Origin of the sequence: Acinetobacter sp. YH12152 (assembly GCF_013418285.1) — a bacterium.
Lineage (GTDB): Bacteria > Pseudomonadota > Gammaproteobacteria > Pseudomonadales > Moraxellaceae > Acinetobacter > Acinetobacter amyesii.
This window is the reverse complement of sequence record NZ_VPCH01000045.1, coordinates 13,146-30,954: the sequence shown is the minus strand read 5'-3', so window position 1 is coordinate 30,954 and position 17,809 is coordinate 13,146. Positions and strand designations below refer to the sequence as shown.

At 39.8% G+C, this 17,809-nt stretch carries 17 protein-coding genes; 11 read left to right on the top strand and 6 right to left on the bottom strand.

Translation table 11 applies throughout. The features are described 5' to 3' along the window. Positions 1-259 precede the first annotated feature (259 nt). A complete protein-coding gene (locus FTU83_RS13415; RefSeq protein ID WP_180020843.1) occupies positions 260-1,402 on the top strand; it encodes an acyl-CoA dehydrogenase family protein in 1,143 nt (380 codons plus the stop codon). A 145-nt stretch (positions 1,403-1,547) separates the two neighbouring features. On the opposite strand, the gene FTU83_RS13410 is transcribed toward FTU83_RS13415, so the two are convergent. Then, entirely contained in the window at positions 1,548-2,078 is a 531-nt protein-coding gene (locus FTU83_RS13410) for a DJ-1/PfpI family protein (protein ID WP_078189095.1), read from the bottom strand. A gap of 572 nt (positions 2,079-2,650) precedes the next feature. Here FTU83_RS13410 and pheA point away from each other — a divergent pair. From pheA to FTU83_RS13390, 4 genes are all read left to right on the top strand, one after another. Further along, entirely contained in the window at positions 2,651-3,760 is a 1,110-nt protein-coding gene (gene pheA, locus FTU83_RS13405; protein ID WP_078194414.1) for a prephenate dehydratase, read from the top strand. Positions 3,761-3,829: 69 nt separating this feature from the next. Beyond that, positions 3,830-4,921 (top strand): histidinol-phosphate transaminase, encoded by a 1,092-nt coding sequence (hisC, locus tag FTU83_RS13400; protein WP_180010858.1) that lies wholly within the window; start codon positions 3,830-3,832, stop codon positions 4,919-4,921. A gap of 3 nt (positions 4,922-4,924) precedes the next feature. Beyond that, positions 4,925-7,174: a bifunctional prephenate dehydrogenase/3-phosphoshikimate 1-carboxyvinyltransferase gene (locus FTU83_RS13395; RefSeq protein WP_180106865.1), complete on the top strand. Its 2,250-nt coding sequence runs from the start codon at positions 4,925-4,927 to the stop codon at positions 7,172-7,174. 112 nt (positions 7,175-7,286) lie between these two features. Beyond that, the gene (locus FTU83_RS13390; RefSeq protein WP_180106863.1) at positions 7,287-7,658 is read left to right on the top strand and encodes a hypothetical protein; all 372 of its coding nucleotides are present in this window, start codon (positions 7,287-7,289) and stop codon (positions 7,656-7,658) included. A gap of 84 nt (positions 7,659-7,742) precedes the next feature. Here the strand turns inward: FTU83_RS13390 and FTU83_RS13385 are convergent, their stop codons facing one another. Together FTU83_RS13385 and FTU83_RS13380 are read right to left on the bottom strand one after the other, a co-directional pair. Then, a complete protein-coding gene (locus tag FTU83_RS13385) occupies positions 7,743-8,267 on the bottom strand; it encodes a hypothetical protein (protein WP_180005241.1) in 525 nt (174 codons plus the stop codon). 285 nt (positions 8,268-8,552) lie between these two features. After that, the gene (locus FTU83_RS13380) at positions 8,553-9,179 is read right to left on the bottom strand and encodes an alpha/beta hydrolase (protein ID WP_111885325.1); all 627 of its coding nucleotides are present in this window, start codon (positions 9,177-9,179) and stop codon (positions 8,553-8,555) included. A gap of 125 nt (positions 9,180-9,304) precedes the next feature. Between FTU83_RS13380 and yaaA the strand changes: the two genes are divergently transcribed. From yaaA to FTU83_RS13360, 4 genes are all read left to right on the top strand, one after another. Beyond that, positions 9,305-10,087 (top strand): peroxide stress protein YaaA, encoded by a 783-nt coding sequence (gene yaaA / locus FTU83_RS13375; RefSeq protein ID WP_180106861.1) that lies wholly within the window; start codon positions 9,305-9,307, stop codon positions 10,085-10,087. A gap of 957 nt (positions 10,088-11,044) precedes the next feature. Beyond that, positions 11,045-12,367, top strand: a complete 1,323-nt coding sequence (locus FTU83_RS13370; protein ID WP_180106859.1) for an NCS2 family permease — start codon at positions 11,045-11,047, stop codon at positions 12,365-12,367. Positions 12,368-12,433: 66 nt separating this feature from the next. Continuing rightward, on the top strand, positions 12,434-13,435 hold the full coding sequence (locus tag FTU83_RS13365; RefSeq protein WP_180106857.1) for an adenosine deaminase: 1,002 nt from the start codon (positions 12,434-12,436) through the stop codon (positions 13,433-13,435). Positions 13,436-13,491: 56 nt separating this feature from the next. After that, the gene (locus tag FTU83_RS13360) at positions 13,492-13,866 is read left to right on the top strand and encodes a hypothetical protein (protein WP_180005237.1); all 375 of its coding nucleotides are present in this window, start codon (positions 13,492-13,494) and stop codon (positions 13,864-13,866) included. A gap of 52 nt (positions 13,867-13,918) precedes the next feature. Here the strand turns inward: FTU83_RS13360 and FTU83_RS13355 are convergent, their stop codons facing one another. After that, the gene (locus FTU83_RS13355; RefSeq protein ID WP_180106855.1) at positions 13,919-14,476 is read right to left on the bottom strand and encodes a cytochrome b; all 558 of its coding nucleotides are present in this window, start codon (positions 14,474-14,476) and stop codon (positions 13,919-13,921) included. Between the two features lie 212 nt (positions 14,477-14,688). Here FTU83_RS13355 and FTU83_RS13350 point away from each other — a divergent pair, with 212 nt between their 5' ends. Together FTU83_RS13350 and rnhB are read left to right on the top strand one after the other, a co-directional pair. Next, complete coding sequence (locus FTU83_RS13350) at positions 14,689-15,078, top strand: hypothetical protein (protein WP_180003980.1); 390 nt, start codon at positions 14,689-14,691, stop codon at positions 15,076-15,078. Between the two features lie 94 nt (positions 15,079-15,172). After that, on the top strand, positions 15,173-15,742 hold the full coding sequence (gene rnhB, locus FTU83_RS13345; protein WP_168379347.1) for a ribonuclease HII: 570 nt from the start codon (positions 15,173-15,175) through the stop codon (positions 15,740-15,742). A gap of 91 nt (positions 15,743-15,833) precedes the next feature. Here rnhB and csrA read toward each other — a convergent pair whose 3' ends face one another. Both csrA and FTU83_RS13335 read right to left on the bottom strand, forming a co-directional pair. Further along, a complete protein-coding gene (csrA, locus tag FTU83_RS13340; RefSeq protein ID WP_078189080.1) occupies positions 15,834-16,088 on the bottom strand; it encodes a carbon storage regulator CsrA in 255 nt (84 codons plus the stop codon). A gap of 249 nt (positions 16,089-16,337) precedes the next feature. Then, positions 16,338-17,618, bottom strand: coding sequence for an aspartate kinase (locus tag FTU83_RS13335; RefSeq protein WP_078189079.1), 1,281 nt, complete (start codon positions 17,616-17,618; stop codon positions 16,338-16,340). Positions 17,619-17,809: the final 191 nt, after the last annotated feature.

Here is a 17,809-nt window from a genome sequence, read left to right as displayed (position 1 = left end):
GAATAATTCAAGTGAATTTGTTTGAAAGAAGAACTTTAAAAGCTTTATTTTCACCCGATAAAATACCCATAAAACAAGAGGAAGCTCAAATGAGCTTCCTCTTGTGAAAAATTGTGGGACAGCAGTGAGCTTCGGCTTCCTTTTTTAATGCAGGACTAAAGCCAAATTTGAACGCTTTAGTTTTTGGGCATGACGGCCGTTCTAAACTGCAATAGGATGGAGTTCAACAAAACAACAAACTTAACCAAGGAAGAAACACATGCTGGCTTATGATGCAGACTTAGAATTATTTCGAGATAACTTTCGCCGTTTTATGGCAGAGCATGTCGCACCACATTATGAGCAATGGGAACGTGAAGGCATTATGCCGCGATCAGTATGGAATGCCTTGGGTGAAAATGGCTTTTTATGTGTCGATGTGCCTGAAGAATATGGCGGCTATGGCGTCCCAACGCATTATTCACTGATGTTAGTTGAAGAATCTGCTCGCGCAGGTTTTAGTGCATTATCGACAGGTATTTCATGCCATTCTGAAATTGCAGCGCCTTATATTTTGCACATTGGTTCAGAAGAACAAAAACAATATTGGTTACCGAAAATGGTCACAGGTGAGGTGGTCGGTGCTATTGGTATGACAGAGCCGGGAGCAGGTTCGGACTTGCAGTCTATGCGCAGTAGTGCAATTTTGCAGGGTGATCATTATCTGCTCAATGGCTCGAAAACTTTTATTTCAAATGGTCAACATGCAGACCTTGTGGTATTGGCTGCGAAAACTGATCCACAAGCACGTGCCAAAGGTGTGTCATTACTTTTAGTCGATACACATTTGGATGGATTTAAGAAAGGTACCAACCTCGACAAAATTGGTCTGCATGCGCAAGACACTTCAGAGTTGTTTTATGACAACGTCAAAGTGCCAAAAGAGCAACTTTTGGGTCAAGCTGGACAAGGCTTTGCTTACTTGATGCAAGAGTTACCGCGTGAACGTACCGCAATTGCCTCGACTGCAATTGGTGCGATTCGCGGTTCCATTGATGTGGCAACGCAGTATGTTAAAGAGCGACAAGCGTTCGGACAGGCGATCGGACAGTTCCAAAATACTCGTTTTGTCTTGGCACAGGCTAAGATTGACGAATTGGCTACAGCGGCATTTTATAATCAAAATGTTGAACTTTATATGCAAGGCAAACTTGATGTTGAAACTGCAGCAGCACTCAAGAGCTTTTCTACCGATATGCAAATGAAAGTGGCCCATAATCTACTTCAATTATTTGGTGGCTATGGTTATATGACCGAATATCCAATTTCACGTTTCTTTGTCGATGCACGTATTCAGCAAATCTACGGTGGCACCAATGAAATTATGAAAGAAATCGTGGCACGAAGTATTTTAGGTCGATAAACAATTTATCAGGCTGAAATTAAAATAGCGAAGTGAAGACTTCGCTATTTTTTTTAGGATGTATTTCTATAGAGACGATGTATTTCTATAGATTTGCTTATTTGAATTAGATTGTGTGTTTAATTTTGCGTGAATATTTTGAAACCTATGATAATGACGGTTGCCCCAAAACTTGCAAACAGACTTCAATAAATTCAGGTGTATCTAAAGTACTGCGAGACGATATATATAGGTTATTATCATTCACAACCGATTGATCCGACACCACCACACCTGCGTTTAACAAAGCGGATTTAAGTGTTTCAGATTGGGCGAAATGGCGACCTTGTATGACACCAGCTTCTAGTAACAACTGTGGACCATGGCAACTGCTCAAGATCGGCTTTTGGCTATCTGCAAAATTACGTACAAAATAGATAAAACGGTCATCTAAAGCGAGTTTCTCTGGGGAATAACCGCCGGGAATAAATAAGGCATCAAAATCATGCACAGAGGCATCGTCGATACTTTGGTCAATGGTGATCTGGGAACGGCGTTTAATGCCGTAAACGATTTTTCCAACCTGATCTTCGATATTGATAATGCTGTGCCGAGCGGCTCGAAAGGCCTCCACAGGCTCAAGATACTCAATATCTTCAAAATCGTAGGTCACTAACACTGCAATTTTCTTGTGCATACTTGTACCTATGGGGCTGTTATTTTTTTTCTGATATTTAGACTACAAAGCAATGATAAGAATTACCTGTGTCTTTTGTAATAAATGCGTCAATGACTGTAAACACTAGATGAAAGTGCCTATTAAGTCACTGAAAAAACGATCAATGACCAAGTGTTTATATAGATCATCTTTAAGTTTCAAATTATTTCTATGCCATGAAAACCAAGTTTTGAAATTTTTATTTTGCTTCAAGTATTGAGAGCAAAATTTAAAACTGAAATGACCAATGAAACAAATTGATTGATGGGCTTATACAAGGAGATGGATCTGAGGCAAATTTGGAGGAAAAGAGAAGGGCTATTTATTGTGCTGCTCAAGATGAATGATCAATAAAGCCGTCAAAAGGTAAGATTTGCCTTAATTATGGCTTTACCTATCAGTTTGGCTGTTTTGGCTCTTAAGTTAAGCTGATGAAGCTTTAATCAACTGTATGTTTTTAAGGCTGAAACCATCAAAGTCGTATTGCGCAACATTTGAAAGCTAACTATTGTTATACTGTTTGCAAAATTTTTTTGAAGGGCGACATAACAATGATCAACGATGATCAAAACACTCCGACTTCTCTGGACTTAGCTCAAATTCGTGAAGATATCGACTCTGTTGATATGCAGATTCAACAACTTATCAACCGTCGTGCGAAACTAGCTGAAGCTGTGGCAAAAGCAAAATTTGCTGCAGAAGAGAATCCATTGTTTTATCGTCCTGAACGTGAAGCGCAAGTTTTACGTAAAGTTATGGATCGTAACGAAGGCCCATTGTCTGATGTGACAATGGCACGTTTATTCCGTGAGATCATGTCGGCTTGTTTAGCTCTTGAAGCACCGCAAAGTATTGCGTTCTTAGGTCCAGTTGGGACATATACACATTCGGCGGTGTTGAAACACTTTGGTCAAGACGCTGTTGTTCGCCCTCTTCCAACGATTGATGAAGTATTCCGCGAAGTAGAAGCAGGCAGTGCGCACTATGGTCTTGTGCCTGTAGAGAACTCATCTGAAGGGGTAGTGAACCACACCCTAGATTGCTTCAAATCTTCACATCTGAATGTTATTGGTGAAGTGGAGCTGCGTATTCATCACCAGTTCCTAGTGTCTGAAAACACACGTAAAGACAGCATTAAACAAATTTATGCTCATCAACAAACTTTGGCGCAATGCCGTGGTTGGTTAGATGCACATTATCCGGGTGTAGAACGTGTTGCACTCAGTTCAAATGCAGAAGCTGCACGCCGTATTCGCAATGAATGGCACTCAGCAGCAATTGCTTCTGAAGTCGCTGCAAACATTTACAACCTTGAAATTTTGCATAGCAATATTGAAGACAATCCTGAAAATACTACTCGTTTCTTGGTGATTGGTCGTGAGAAAGTACCGCAATCGGGCAATGATAAAACTTCATTGTTGATTTCTGCGCATGACCGTGCAGGGGCATTACTTGAAATTCTTGCACCGTTTGCCAAGCATAATATTAGCTTAACAAGTATCGAAACACGTCCTGCATTACCCGAAAAATGGGCTTATGTATTCTTTGTGGACTTGGAAGGTCATGTTGAGCAAGAAAACGTGAAAGCGGCAATTGAAGAAATTCGTCCGTTAGTAAAAGAAATTCGTGTATTGGGTTCATATCCGATTGCTGTTCTTTAAGATCACAACTGTGATCAATTCCATCAGGAGTTGATCACCTTCATCATTTGAAAAAACTGGAAGTGTAAAATGACGTTTGTCCCAGCCAATGAAGGCATTGCAAAGCTAAAGCCTTACCAACCAGGTAAACCAATTAGTGAACTTGAGCGTGAGTTGGGTATTACAGATATCGTAAAACTCGCATCAAATGAAAACCCATTGGGTTGTTCTGACAAAGTGAAAGAAGCGGTTGCTGCTGAACTTGCAGAAATTGGTCGATATCCTGATGGTGGCGGTTTTATTTTGAAAGACCAAGTTGAAAAACAATTTGGTATTGCACATGACCGCATTACGTTGGGTAATGGTTCAAACGATCTTCTAGAAATTTTCGCTCGTGCTTTTGTTTCAGAGCAAGACTCTGTGGTGTATAGCCAACACGCATTTGCTGTGTATGGTCTGGTGACACAAGCCATTAATGCTGAAGCGATTGAAGTGCCTGCAAAAGGTTTTTCACATGACCTAGATGCAATGGCTGCGGCAATTAAAGACAATACTAAATTGATTTTTATTGCGAACCCAAATAATCCAACAGGTACATGGTTTGAAGAAGCTGAATTTGAAGCGTTCATGCAAAAAGTACCTGCAAATGTGATTGTGGTTTTAGATGAAGCTTATGTGGAATATTTCCCAGAAAACTTCAACAGCTTGAAATTCTTAGATCAATACGCAAACTTAATTGTGAGCCGTACCATGTCAAAATGTTATGGCTTGGCTGCGTTACGTGTTGGTTTTGCCTTGGCTTCAGTTGAAGTGACGGATTTCCTCAATCGTATTCGTCAACCCTTTAACGTAAACCATCTTGCGATGGTGGCTGCAGTTGCTGCACTTAAAGATGAAGCATTTATTGAAAAATCACGCGTAGTGAACAAAGCGGGTATGGCTCAACTTGAGTCAGGCTTTGATGCTTTAGGTTTAGCGTATGTGCCTTCACGTGCGAACTTCATTTTAGTAAATGTAAAAGCAGATCCTGCACAGACGTTCAATGCTTTATTAAAAGAAGGTGTGATTGTTCGTCCAGTTGGTATCCCCGAGCATTTACGTGTATCAATTGGGACTGAAGCTGAAAATGCTAAATTCTTGGCGGCATTGGCTAAAGTTTTGGGCTTAGAGGTTAAAGCTTAAGTCATGTCTGTGCCACTATTTGAAAAAGTTGCTTTTATTGGGCTTGGGCTGATTGGCTCAAGCCTAGCTCGCGTCATGATTGCTGAAGGTTTAACTAAGGAAATTGTAGCGTCTACGCGTTCACAAAAAACTTTAGAAGATGCAAAAGCTTTAGGGCTTATTCAGCAGGGTTATAGCGATCCTGCTGAAGCGGTCAGAGGTGCAGATCTCGTTGTCTTGGCTTTGCCTGTACGTGCGACACAAAAAGTCCTTGAAGCGATCAAGCCTTATCTAACCGAACAGACGATTATTACCGATGTTGGGAGTACCAAGGGCAATGTCGTTGATGCAGCGAAAGCAGTCTATGGTGAGCAATTACCTGCTGGTTTTGTACCGGGGCATCCGATTGCTGGGGCTGAACTAACAGGTGTGCATGCAGGTAAGGTAGATTTATTTGCTAATCACAAAGTGATTTTGACACCTTTACCTAGCAGTGCAGATTGGGCTGTAGAGAAACTGATTCAATTGTGGCAAGCTGCCAAAGCGGAAGTAATTTGCATGGATGTGGAAAAACACGATGAAGTGTTGGCCCATACCAGTCATCTTCCGCATTTGATGGCATTTAACTTGGTTGAGCAACTTGCGAACCGAGAAGACAATTTAGATATATTCCGTTATGCCGCTGGCGGTTTTCGTGATTTCTCACGCATTGCTGCAAGCGACCCACATATGTGGCATGACATCTTTTTTGCCAATAAAAAGGCAATTTTAAATGCGGTAGATGGCTTTGAAAAACAATTAGCTATTCTTCGTAAACTGATTGAAGATGAAAATTCACAAGCGTTGATGGGACTGTTGGGGCATGCACAAGCGGCACGTCAACATTTCAATCACATGCTCGCAAAGAAACCACTGATGGAGAAAAATAAAGTGACGACACAGCAATTCAAAATTTTACCGGGTCCAAAGCAATTCCAAGGTAAATTTACTGTGCCAGGTGATAAATCTGTGTCACATCGCTCTATCATGTTTGGTGCTATTGCAGAAGGCACAACGCATGTCACTGGTTTCCTTGAAGGTGAAGATGCCTTGGCAACCCTCCAAGCATTCCGTGATATGGGAGTGAGTATTGAAGGCCCTAAAAATGGCGAAGTCACCATTCATGGTGTAGGCATGCATGGTTTAAAAGCACCTGCAGGCGCTTTGTATATGGGTAACTCAGGCACTTCAATGCGTTTGCTTTCAGGCATGTTGTCGGCACAGAAGTTTGATTCGGTGATGACGGGTGATGCGTCATTATCAAAACGTCCAATGGAACGTATTGCCAAACCATTACGTGAAATGGGTGCGCAAATTCAAACTACAGGTGAGCGTGGTACGCCGCCCGTGTCTATTTCCGGAAGTCAAAACCTGAAAGGTATTCATTACGACTTACCAATGGCATCTGCACAAGTAAAATCCGGTATTTTGTTGGCTGGTCTTTGGGCGGAAGGTGAAACTGTTGTCACTGAGCCGGAACCGACACGTGACCATTCAGAGCGTATGCTTCGTGCATTTGGTTATGACGTGAAAACAGAAGGCAACCGCATTTCACTTCAAGGTGGTGGCAAGTTAGTCGGTACAGACATTCAAGTACCCTCTGACATTTCATCTGCAGCATTCTTTATGGTGGGTGCAGCGATTACTGAAGGTTCAGATGTCACACTTGAAGCGGTCGGCATTAATCCAACACGTACAGGTGTGATCGAAATTTTAAAACAGATGGGTGCTGACCTGACTGTTGAAAATGAACGTATCGCTGGCGGTGAGCCGATTGCAGATATTCGTATTCGTGGTTCACGTACACTCAAAGGCATTCATATGCCAGAAGATCAAGTGCCATTGGCGATTGATGAATTCCCAGCGTTATTTATTGCTGCTGCATGTGCAGAGGGTCAAACCATTTTGACTGGTGCAGCTGAACTTCGAGTGAAAGAGTCGGATCGTATTCAAGTGATGGCAGATGGCCTAAAAATTATGGGTATCGATTGTACGCCAACCGAGGACGGCATTATCATTGAAGGTCAAGGCAAAGCGGGTGAGTGGGGTGCAATCTTCACAGGTGGTCAAATCGAATCACATCATGACCACCGTATTGCAATGAGCTTCTCAATGGCAGGTTTACGTACTTCGGGTGAAATTAATATCGTGGGTACAGAAACTGTTGCGACCAGCTTCCCGACATTTACAGAGCTAGCGACTCAAGCCGGTTTAACGATTGTGGTAAGTGAATAAATAATTCACTAAATTTGTATATTTATTCAACAACAGCCAAGCAAATGCTTGGCTGTTTGGTTTTAATTGCTTATGCTAAAACCATACAACAAGAATGTCTTTGGATAGATACATGAGAAAACTACAATTCACCGCCCATAGCGATTCAAATCGAGTTGAAAGCAGTGCTGATACGCAAACTCAGGTTGCTGAATTATTGGCAAATAAATTAGAGCATTATGGCTTTCAAACGTTATCGCAAAGTGGTGATCAGATTGCAGTCAGTGTCGATCAACATGAATTGCCACTTTCAGTGACATGTCAGGGGCAGGATGAATCAGGTCGTCTAGTCTGTGAAATTACCTCTTATCCAGATGAAGACCAAGATTGGTTAGATCGTATTACTGAGCAAAGTTTGTTGAATCAATTGGCTCAAGCGGTCGAAAACAGTTTAAAAGAAGAAGACTCGTATAGTGAGTTTCAATGGAAACAAATGACGAAATGAACTGAAAAATTGAATTAAAAATCATCTATAAAAAAGCAGCATAGTGCTGCTTTTTTATTTTTTAACAGAATGTATTGAACAAGGTTATAGACATTCAATATTGATTGGATTAATGGTTCGATTGCTCTTTTTCACATAGTCACACATTTTTTCTGACTCTTGTTCATTGAGTCCCCAAAACACGATCACACCACGTTGATCAGTCAATTTACTATCGCTTAAATAAATATAATGGGTGTCATGATAGTTTTTATCGAGCATATCTTTATATTTTTGATCGGTAAAAGGTGAACAAGATGAAATTTCAGCTTCTTTACACACCGAGTCACTCGAACAGCGTTGCTTAAAGGTTGAAATCATATTCATGGTGTCTGTGCTGTTGAGCTGGGCTTCACACACTTGGCTATTGGGAAAGTCGTAGACCATCTTTAAGCTAAAATCACGACCATCGACATTCATCTTGTATGACGCTGTCAAATAGGCTTTGGGACCATCGTTCGCAGCAACCGTAGATGCTGGAAAATTCGTTGTTGTGGAAGGCGTTGAATTAAAATAATAGACCAAAGCTGCAATGCCTAGACTTAAAATCACAGCAACAATAAATTTCATTTTTCCCTCTAAATTTTATGTTCATTTTTCTGGGTATTATTTCTGCAGTTGGTCATATAAACAAGTAAATAATTGGTTTTTCGATAAAAAAATGTTGCGTAATAAAAATTAAACTAGCGACGAATTAGGTCATTACATGTTGAATAGGTAATGATGGCCAATGCACTAAAAAGATGGATAAATCGAAGTGCTGTAGGTGAATTTATCTGAAATATTGGTGGGGAATAGAGCGGTCACTAGACAAAAAAAAATGAGCCAGTTAAGCTGACTCATATTTGGTATTGTTTATACTAAAAAGCGTGAAATCGCAATACGAAGCTGTTTGAGATAACCCGTAAAGAAGTGGTTTGCACCTGGCAAAACCGTGATTAAATGGCGCTGTGGTTTGGCCCACTGAATCAAGTCAGATAACAGTGTGACATTATCTTCTTCACCATGAATAAATAAAATATCACCCTTAATATGCGGTGTCACATAGTGACGTACACCTGCAACTGTTGTGGTTGGTAAGCCGCATAAAATAGTCTGTACAGGCTGTAATTCTACAGGCAAAAGGGCATAGCATTTAGTCATGACATTTGCACCAAAACTAAAACCGCCTGCATAAAATGGCAGGTTCGGATGTTGGTTGCGAGCAAATTCAATGACTTGCATAGTGTCTTTGGTTTCACCATTGCCTTCGTCATGTATTCCTGCACTTTGGCCAGAGCCGCGGAAACTTGGGCGATAGACAACATAGCCACGTTCTAAGAACATTTGCGCTAAAAGCACAGGTACTTTGTGCTGTGGTGTGCCACCTTGCAATGGGTGAGGGTGTGTAACTACCGCGAATCCTTTCACTTCACCCTGTGGATAATCAACAAAAATTTCAAGCTGACCAACAGGCCCTTGAATGAACAGTTGTTCTGACATAATGACTAAAATGTGAAAGCGGGAGAGTCGCATAGTTTACAGATTATGTTTATCAAAAACACAGATTGGATTTGAAAATACTCTACTGTTATAGTTTGTTTAATTAAAAATTAATCAGGATGTTTATGCTCGCTTTAATTTCTCCAGCAAAAACTTTAGATTACGAAACCGCTTTACCGACTGAAAAATTCACTCAACCACGGCTATTAGATCATTCTGAAGAATTAATCTCAGTCGCACGTAAATTGTCGGTAAGTGAAATTTCAAGCTTGATGAGTGTCAGTGAGAAAATTGCGACTTTAAATGTTGAGCGCTTCCGAGATTGGCAGCCTGATTTTGATTTTGCCAATGCACGCCAAGCAATCTTTGCCTTTAAAGGTGATGTATATACCGGTTTAGATGCTTATAAACTTACAAACTCAGACCTTGAATATGCACAAACCCATTTGCGTATGCTCTCGGGTCTCTATGGTTTATTGCGTCCGCTTGATTTAATGATGCCATATCGTTTAGAGATGGGGACCAAGTTACAAAACTCACGTGGACATAACCTATACGAGTTTTGGGATAATACAATCACCAATCTCATCAATGACGATTTGGAAAAAGCCGGCTCTGAACTTTTGGTCAACATCGCTTCAGATGAATATTATAAGTCGGTCAAAGAATCAAAAATTAAAGCCGAAATCATCAAGCCAGTTTTTCTCGATCAAAAGAACGGCAAATATAAAGTCATCAGCTTCTATGCCAAAAAAGCACGTGGCCTAATGGCGCGATATTTGTTGGAAAATAAAATTGAACGTATTGAAGATATCAAGTCGTTTAATACCGATGGATATTATTTCGATGCTGAGAGTAGCTTAAAGGGCGAATTGGTCTTTAAGCGAGATGAGCAACAAGCTGCTTAAGTTCAAGATTCAAAATTTTGAATCTGTAAAAAATATGAATAGCCGCTGTTTTTAAGTCAGCGGCTTTTTTATCTTCTTCACTCGGGATATAACGGTGGGCCTGTGAAATTGATCGTGCTTTAAATTTCGTATATGAAATGATCTACAATTTGAGGCTTTTTGAGGAAAAGGATTTAAAAAAACATTCAGCGATTATCTTGTCTATCAGTCTAAAATATATTACAAAGTTAACATTGATCGAACAAATAGCTTATTAAATGACTTAATAAGATATAAAATTGTGAAACACGTCACTTTTTTGTTTAAGTTTTTTGTTATTATAGCCAAATATTTAAACATGAATAAAATTTTGTTATGAAAAAAATACTGATACCAATTTTTATACTTAGCATTGTGTTCTTAGGGTTTAGTGTTTATAAAAATGCAGAGTTAAAGCGACAGCAAGAAATTAATCAGGTGTTCAATGATGATTTGAACGCATCACCTTATATGCGCTAAAAAAAATCAATCTTGCTGCTTTTGAATTGAGCTCAAGCATGATCTTGAAGAGTTCGTCTAAATATTGATATTTTATTTTTACATATAATAATTTGAAACTTTATAAATAAAACAATGTCTTAAATTTACTAAATTGAAAAGCGATGAAAATGTGGAAACATTAAAAAATCAATGTGTTATAATTTGCCGAAATTAATTTGATCAGTATTTATTGATATTAAATACGAATTAAATGACATAAATAGAGGAGCTGCATAGGTTTATGCAGCTTTTTTGTTTGCAAATTTCAACATTTGTACTGTGTTGTATGCTGTTGAAAATAGGATTTTTTAAAGCCTACAATCTGCCGAATTGGCATATTCGTTGCTTAGGCATACACAAAATTAATGATGAATACATGACATGATTAATTTTGTGGAATGCTTATATGCATAAAGTTTACTTCATAGGGGCTAGGTCATGACGACTCCTAATCCATCTTCCGAGAACATGCTTGAACGTCTGTTTAAACTGAGCGAAAACAAAACCAGTTTCAAAACAGAAGTCATTGCAGGTGTAACTACTTTTTTGACAATGTGTTACATCATTATTGTCAATCCAATGATTTTGTCCGAAACGGGTATGGATCATGGTGCTGTTTTTGTCGCAACCTGTTTAGCAGCAGCCATTGGCTGTTTGGTGATGGGTCTTGTTGCTAACTATCCAATTGCCTTAGCACCCGGTATGGGTTTAAACGCTTACTTTACCTATTCTGTATGTTTGGGTATGGGCGTGGATTGGCAAACTGCTCTAGCTGCGGTATTTGTCTCTGGCCTTGTTTTTATCGCTATCAGCATGTTCAAAATCCGTGAAGCGATTGTCAATGCGATTCCAATGTCGCTTAAACTGGCGATCGGTGGCGGTATTGGTTTATTCCTTGCGCTGGTTTCTTTGAAAAATGCCGGCATTATTGTTGATAACCCTGCAACATTGGTTAGTCTGGGTGATTTAAAACAGCCGTCTGTCTTGTTGGCTTTACTTGGCTTCTTGATGGTTGTGGTTATGCATCACTTTAAAGTACGTGGTGCAATCATCATCAGTATTTTGGTGATTACTGCAATTTCAACCCTGCTGGGCTTCAACGAATTTAAAGGTGTTGTAGGTGCTATTCCTTCAATCGCTCCAACATTCATGCAAATGAACTTCGAAGGTCTATTCACAGCAAGTTTGATTGGCGTAATCTTTGTATTCTTCTTGGTTGATTTATTTGACTCTACAGGTACATTGGTCGGTGTATCACACCGTGCAGGCTTATTAAAAGACGGTAAATTACCACGTTTGAAGAAAGCATTATTTGCTGACTCATCTGCAATTGTTGCGGGTGCGGCATTGGGTACGTCTTCGACTACGCCTTATATTGAATCATCAGCAGGTGTTGCTGCCGGTGGTCGTACAGGTTTAACTGCAGTTGTAGTTGCTGTATTGTTTATTTTGGCATTGTTCTTAGCACCACTTGCTCAGTCAGTACCAGGTTTTGCAACTGCGCCAGCATTGTTGTTTGTTGGTGTGTTGATGATTCAAGGTATCGTTCATATTGAATGGGATGATATTACTGAAGCAGTCCCAGCATTTTTAACAATTGTATTTATGCCGTTTACCTATTCAATTGCAGACGGTATTGCAATGGGCTTCATTAGCTATGCATTGGTTAAATTGCTTACAGGTAAGGCGAAAACTGTACCATATATGGTCTGGATTATTGCTGCACTTTGGGCATTAAAATTTGCTGCATTTGGCGGTTAATACTGTCAAATAGCGAAAGGGTGTAAACTCCGTTTGCACCCTTTTTTATTTTTATGAGGATAAAAGATGGATCAACTTGAGCTGATTCGCGCTTTGCCAAAAGCAGAGCTACATGTGCATATTGAAGGGACATTTGAGCCTGAACTCATGTTTGCAATTGCCCAACGCAACAATATTGCAATTCCTTATCAGTCAGTCGAAGAATTAAAAGAAGCGTATAACTTTCATAATTTACAGTCTTTTTTAGACATTTATTATGCAGGTGCAAATGTACTGATTCATGAGCAAGATTTTTATGATTTAGCATGGGCATACTTTGAAAAATGTGCAGAAGATCATGTGGTTCATACTGAAATGTTCTTCGACCCACAAACTCATACAGACCGTGGGGTTGCTTTTGAAACGGTTTTGAATGGCTTACAACGCGCTTGTAATGATGCCAAAGCAAAACTGGGCATTAGCTCACATCTGATTATGTGCTTCTTGCGTCATTTATCTGAAGATGCAGCATTTGCAACATTAGAACAAGCTTTACCATATAAAGATCAAATTATTGGTGTCGGTTTAGATTCGAGTGAAGTGGGTCATCCACCATCAAAATTCGAACGTGTTTTTGCTAAAGCACGTGAAGCAGGTTTTCTTATCGTTGCGCATGCAGGGGAAGAAGGTCCAGCAGAATACGTATGGGAAGCCTTGGATTTACTGAAAGTAAATCGTGTTGACCATGGTGTACGTTCAGAAGAAGATCCTGCTTTGATGCAGCGTTTAATTGCAGAGAAAATGCCATTAACCGTTTGCCCGCTGAGTAATTTAAAACTTTGTGTGGTGAATGATATGGCTGATCATAATATTCGCCGACTATTGCAACAAGGTGTGCATGTGACCGTCAATTCAGATGATCCATCTTATTTTGGTGGCTATATGAATGATAACTTTATTGCGATCACCGAAGCTCTTGATCTAAGCAATGCAGAGTTAAAGCAACTGGCAATTAACTCTTTTGAAGCATCATTTATTTCAGATGCGGAAAAACAAACTTGGATTAAAAAGATTGAAGCGTTGAATTAATAATCAGCGTATAATCTCAGGCAGTGAATATTCACTGCCTTTTTTATGTTTAAATCATGCTTTTCTCTCATTCAAATCGCTCTATATTTGCCTCATCGATTACATTTTTAGCCGTAGTATTGATTTCATCGGCTGCTATTGCAGATAAATCAAGTTTAAGTCAGCGTATGCTAAAGCCCGTGGTTGAATATCAATGCTCGCAAGAGTTAAATAGTTCTAAAATTTGGAAAGGTGCTGCGTTGTTTATGAGTGCTCAACAGAAAAAAGACAATCAAGCTGCGATTTGTCAGTGCGTGAGTGAGCATGCTATGGATGATATCGGTGCGAAAGATCTGATGACTGCTGCAGTGAATGAAACTGAAAAGAATAAACTGATTTCTAAAGCGGTTTTAAATAGTATGCGCGGTTGTGCTCAGCAAGTACTGAATTAAAAGATAATGCTTAAAATAAAAGCCACATGATGTGGCTTTTATTTTGTCTTTATTAGGGTTTTGGTTGTCGTGTCATACTTTTGAGCACATGGTCTTTATCAATAAAATGATGTTTCAACGCTGCCAAAATATGACCCACTAAGAGCAAGCCTGCTGCCCAAGAAATCCAAATATGTAGCGGTTTCACGATGGCTAATAATTCAGGATTATCTTGTACCAAGCGTGGTATTTCAAACAAATACAATACGGGAGCAGGGTGACCTGCGCTCCAACTAAATAAGCAACCTGTAATCGGTAAAGCCAGTAGTACAAAATACAGTGCTAAATGACCCAAATGTGCCAAGGTTTTCATGCCGGATGACATACTGTCAGGTAATTCAGGTGTGGGGTGGGTATAGCGCCAAAAGATTCGTATCACCACCAAAAAAATAATCGTAGTCGCAATATTTTTATGGAGGGTAATGACTTGTCCTTTAAAGCTGCCATCGACGTCATAACTCAGAAAATTGCCACTATAAAAGCCAATTAACCATGCCACGATGAATATGATCGCCATCAGCCAATGTAAGACCTGAGCTGTTCGAGTGTAGTATTGTGTGTTATTGCTCATGTTGATTATTTAAGCGTTCAATCTTATGCAGATTCTAATACAGACCACAAAAATATGCGTCGTTTAAAATCGGTACACAGTGTTGTGAATATGCAACACAGGCTTTGATGATTAACTACACAATTACCGAATTTATTTTAAATAGTCATATCAGATGGTGTGTGATTTGGGGCACAATATGCGCGTTAATTAACAGAACAAAGGAAATATTCGTGAAAAAATTAGTTGCTATTCTAGCACCATTAGCGCTTGTTCTTTCTGCATGTGCTGCGACTGGTACAACAGGTACAAGTACCTCTACAGGTACAACTTCAGCAAACAGCTTGGCAATGATGGCGGTTAAAGTGGGTGTTCAAGCGAAATGCGTGACTGAGCTAAATAACAACAGCTACTGGAAAACTGGTTCAAAACTATTAACAGAAACTCAAAAATCTGAACTACAAACTGAAGTGTGTTCATGTGTAGGCGAGAAAGCGACAACTAGCGTGACTGCAACGGATTTGGTTGTAGCAGCAATGGATAAAACTTCACAAGCAAATCTTGCGGCTAAAATCGTGACAAATACTTTAAATGCTTGCGTGATTGAAACATTTAAAAACTAAGATTTAGAACATTTTATACGACCCAGACATTGGTATAGCTGAGTATCAGCAAATCCAAATTAAGGGTCGTATTTTATTTTTGAGTGAGAGATATATGAAAATTGCTGGTGCAGATGAAGCGGGTCGCGGTCCATTGGTGGGTTCGGTTGTTGCGGCAGCTGTCATTTTAGATCCAAATAACCCGATTGAAGGTTTAAACGATTCTAAAAAACTCACTGAAAAAAAACGTGAAAAGTTATTTATTGAGATTCAAGAAAAAGCCTTGGCTTGGGCGATTGCTGAAAGTTCTGCACAAGAAATTGATGAGATCAATATTTTGCAAGCATCGTTACTTGCGATGCGTCGTGCAGTGGAAAAACTCAATGTACAGCCAGAACACGTGTTGGTCGATGGTAATAAAGTCCCAACCGGTTTAGCAATGAGCTGTGATGCAATCGTGGGCGGTGATGCGATTCATCCAGAGATTTCGGCTGCGAGTATTTTGGCAAAAGTGACTCGAGACCACGAAATGGTTGAACTGGATGCAAAATATCCACAGTATGGTTTTGCGAAACACAAGGGCTATCCAACCAAAGCGCACTTCGAAGCGATTGCACAGTATGGGGTGATTGATGAACATCGCCGCAGTTTTGGCCCCGTACGTAAAGTTCTAGAAGGGCAGTAATTAAGCTCAGTTGAACTTATATAGTAAACGCATGTTCTAGATAAATTTAAAGCGGCCTAATGAGCCGCTTTATCATTTAACAACTTAAATCTTAGCGATTATAGTTGTTTTGTGAATAATCAGTTTCTTCAAAAGATGGCTGATATTCTTGATCAATGTTTTGGAGATGTTCGTGCATTGCGCGTTCATGTTGAATTCGTTGGTAAATTTCTTCACGATGAACAGATACTTCTTTTGGAGCATTCACGCCAATACGAACCTGATTACCTTTAACACCAAGTACAGTCACGCTAACTTGGTCTCCAATCATTAATGTTTCTCCGACACGACGAGTCAGAATCAGCATGTTTCTCTCCTTGCAAAATGCAAAACCTGCAAATGATCTGTTATGTAAAATTCATAACTTGTAAAAGCAAAAAAATTTAGCAGTGCATCTGAAACAATCATTGTGACAGTCGCAAACTGAGTAAATTTTAAAATCCTCAGGTTTAATATAACAGAGCCACTATAAAAAAAACTATAGTGGCTCTGAATTTTTACGATGTTTTTCAAAATCTGTCTAACAATGACAAATTTTGACACACAGCAAGGTTAATTAAGCACGTGCGCTTGATTCACCTGTTTCACGGTCTAGACCGAATGCAGTGTGTAGAGCACGTACAGCAAGCTCTAAGTATTTCTCATCGATAATCACTGAAATTTTGATTTCAGAAGTCGAGATCATCAAAATGTTAATGCCTTCTTTTGCAAGAGCAGTAAACATTTTGCTTGCTACGCCAGCGTGTGAACGCATACCAACACCAACGATCGATACTTTAACGATGTCTGCGCGAGTTGCAACTTCACGTGCACCAATTTCTTGTGCAGTCGCTTCAAGAATGGCTTTCGCTTTTGGTAATTCACCGCGGTTAACTGTAAATGTGAAATCAGTTGTGCCGTCTTCTTCAACGTTTTGGATAATCATATCCACTTCAACATTGGCATCACCAATTGGTGAAAGGATGTTTGAAGCAATACCCGGTTTATCCGGTACACCAAGAATAGTTAATTTAGCTTCATCACGGTTGAACGCGATACCTGAGATGATTGGTTGTTCCATGTTGTCTTCCGCTTCAGTGGTGATTAGTGTCCCGACGTTTTGTTTAAAGTTTTCGTCGAATGCGCCATCATCGTCATTATCAAAACTTGATAATACGCGTAAAGGCACTTGGTATTTACCTGCAAATTCTACAGAGCGAATTTGAAGGACTTTAGAACCAAGTGATGCCATTTCAAGCATTTCTTCAAAAGAAATACGATCAACTTTTTTCGCTTTTGGAGCGACACGAGGGTCAGTGGTGTAAACACCATCAACGTCTGTGTAAATCTGACATTCGTCAGCTTTAAGTGCAGCAGCCAATGCAACACCCGAAGTGTCAGAACCACCACGACCTAGAGTCGTTGTGTTACCTTCGGCATCAAAGCCTTGGAAACCTGCCACAACAATGACACGTCCAGCGTCAAGGTTTGAAGTCAATACATCCGTATCAATCGCTTCAATACGCGCCTTGGTAAATGCGCTGTCGGTTTTAATACCAACTTGACGACCTGTAAGTGATTTAGCTTCAACACCAATAGAGTTAAGTGCCATTGCTAACATAGAAATCGTTACCTGTTCACCCGTAGACACCATTTGGTCTAATTCGCGTGGATCAGGTGTTTCGGTAATGGCTTTCGCTAAAGCAAGTAGACGATTGGTTTCGCCACTCATTGCAGATACAACAACCACAACTTTGTGACCGTGATCATGCCAACGCTTTACACGACGAGCAACATTTAAAATGCGCTCTGGAGTACCCATTGAGGTACCGCCATATTTTTGAACGATTAATGCCATAACTATCCTTACCAAGTAAATAAGTCTAAAGACTTAAAGCACTTACACATATTTTAAGACCGCACTTGAGCGCGATTTTAATATACCACGTAGCTCATGAACTCCAAGTTAGGAGGAGTTCAAATAGATACTTTGTGTCTGCAGGGGATTCACATGAACCCAGCCTTTTAGACTCCATTTTCATCATTTAG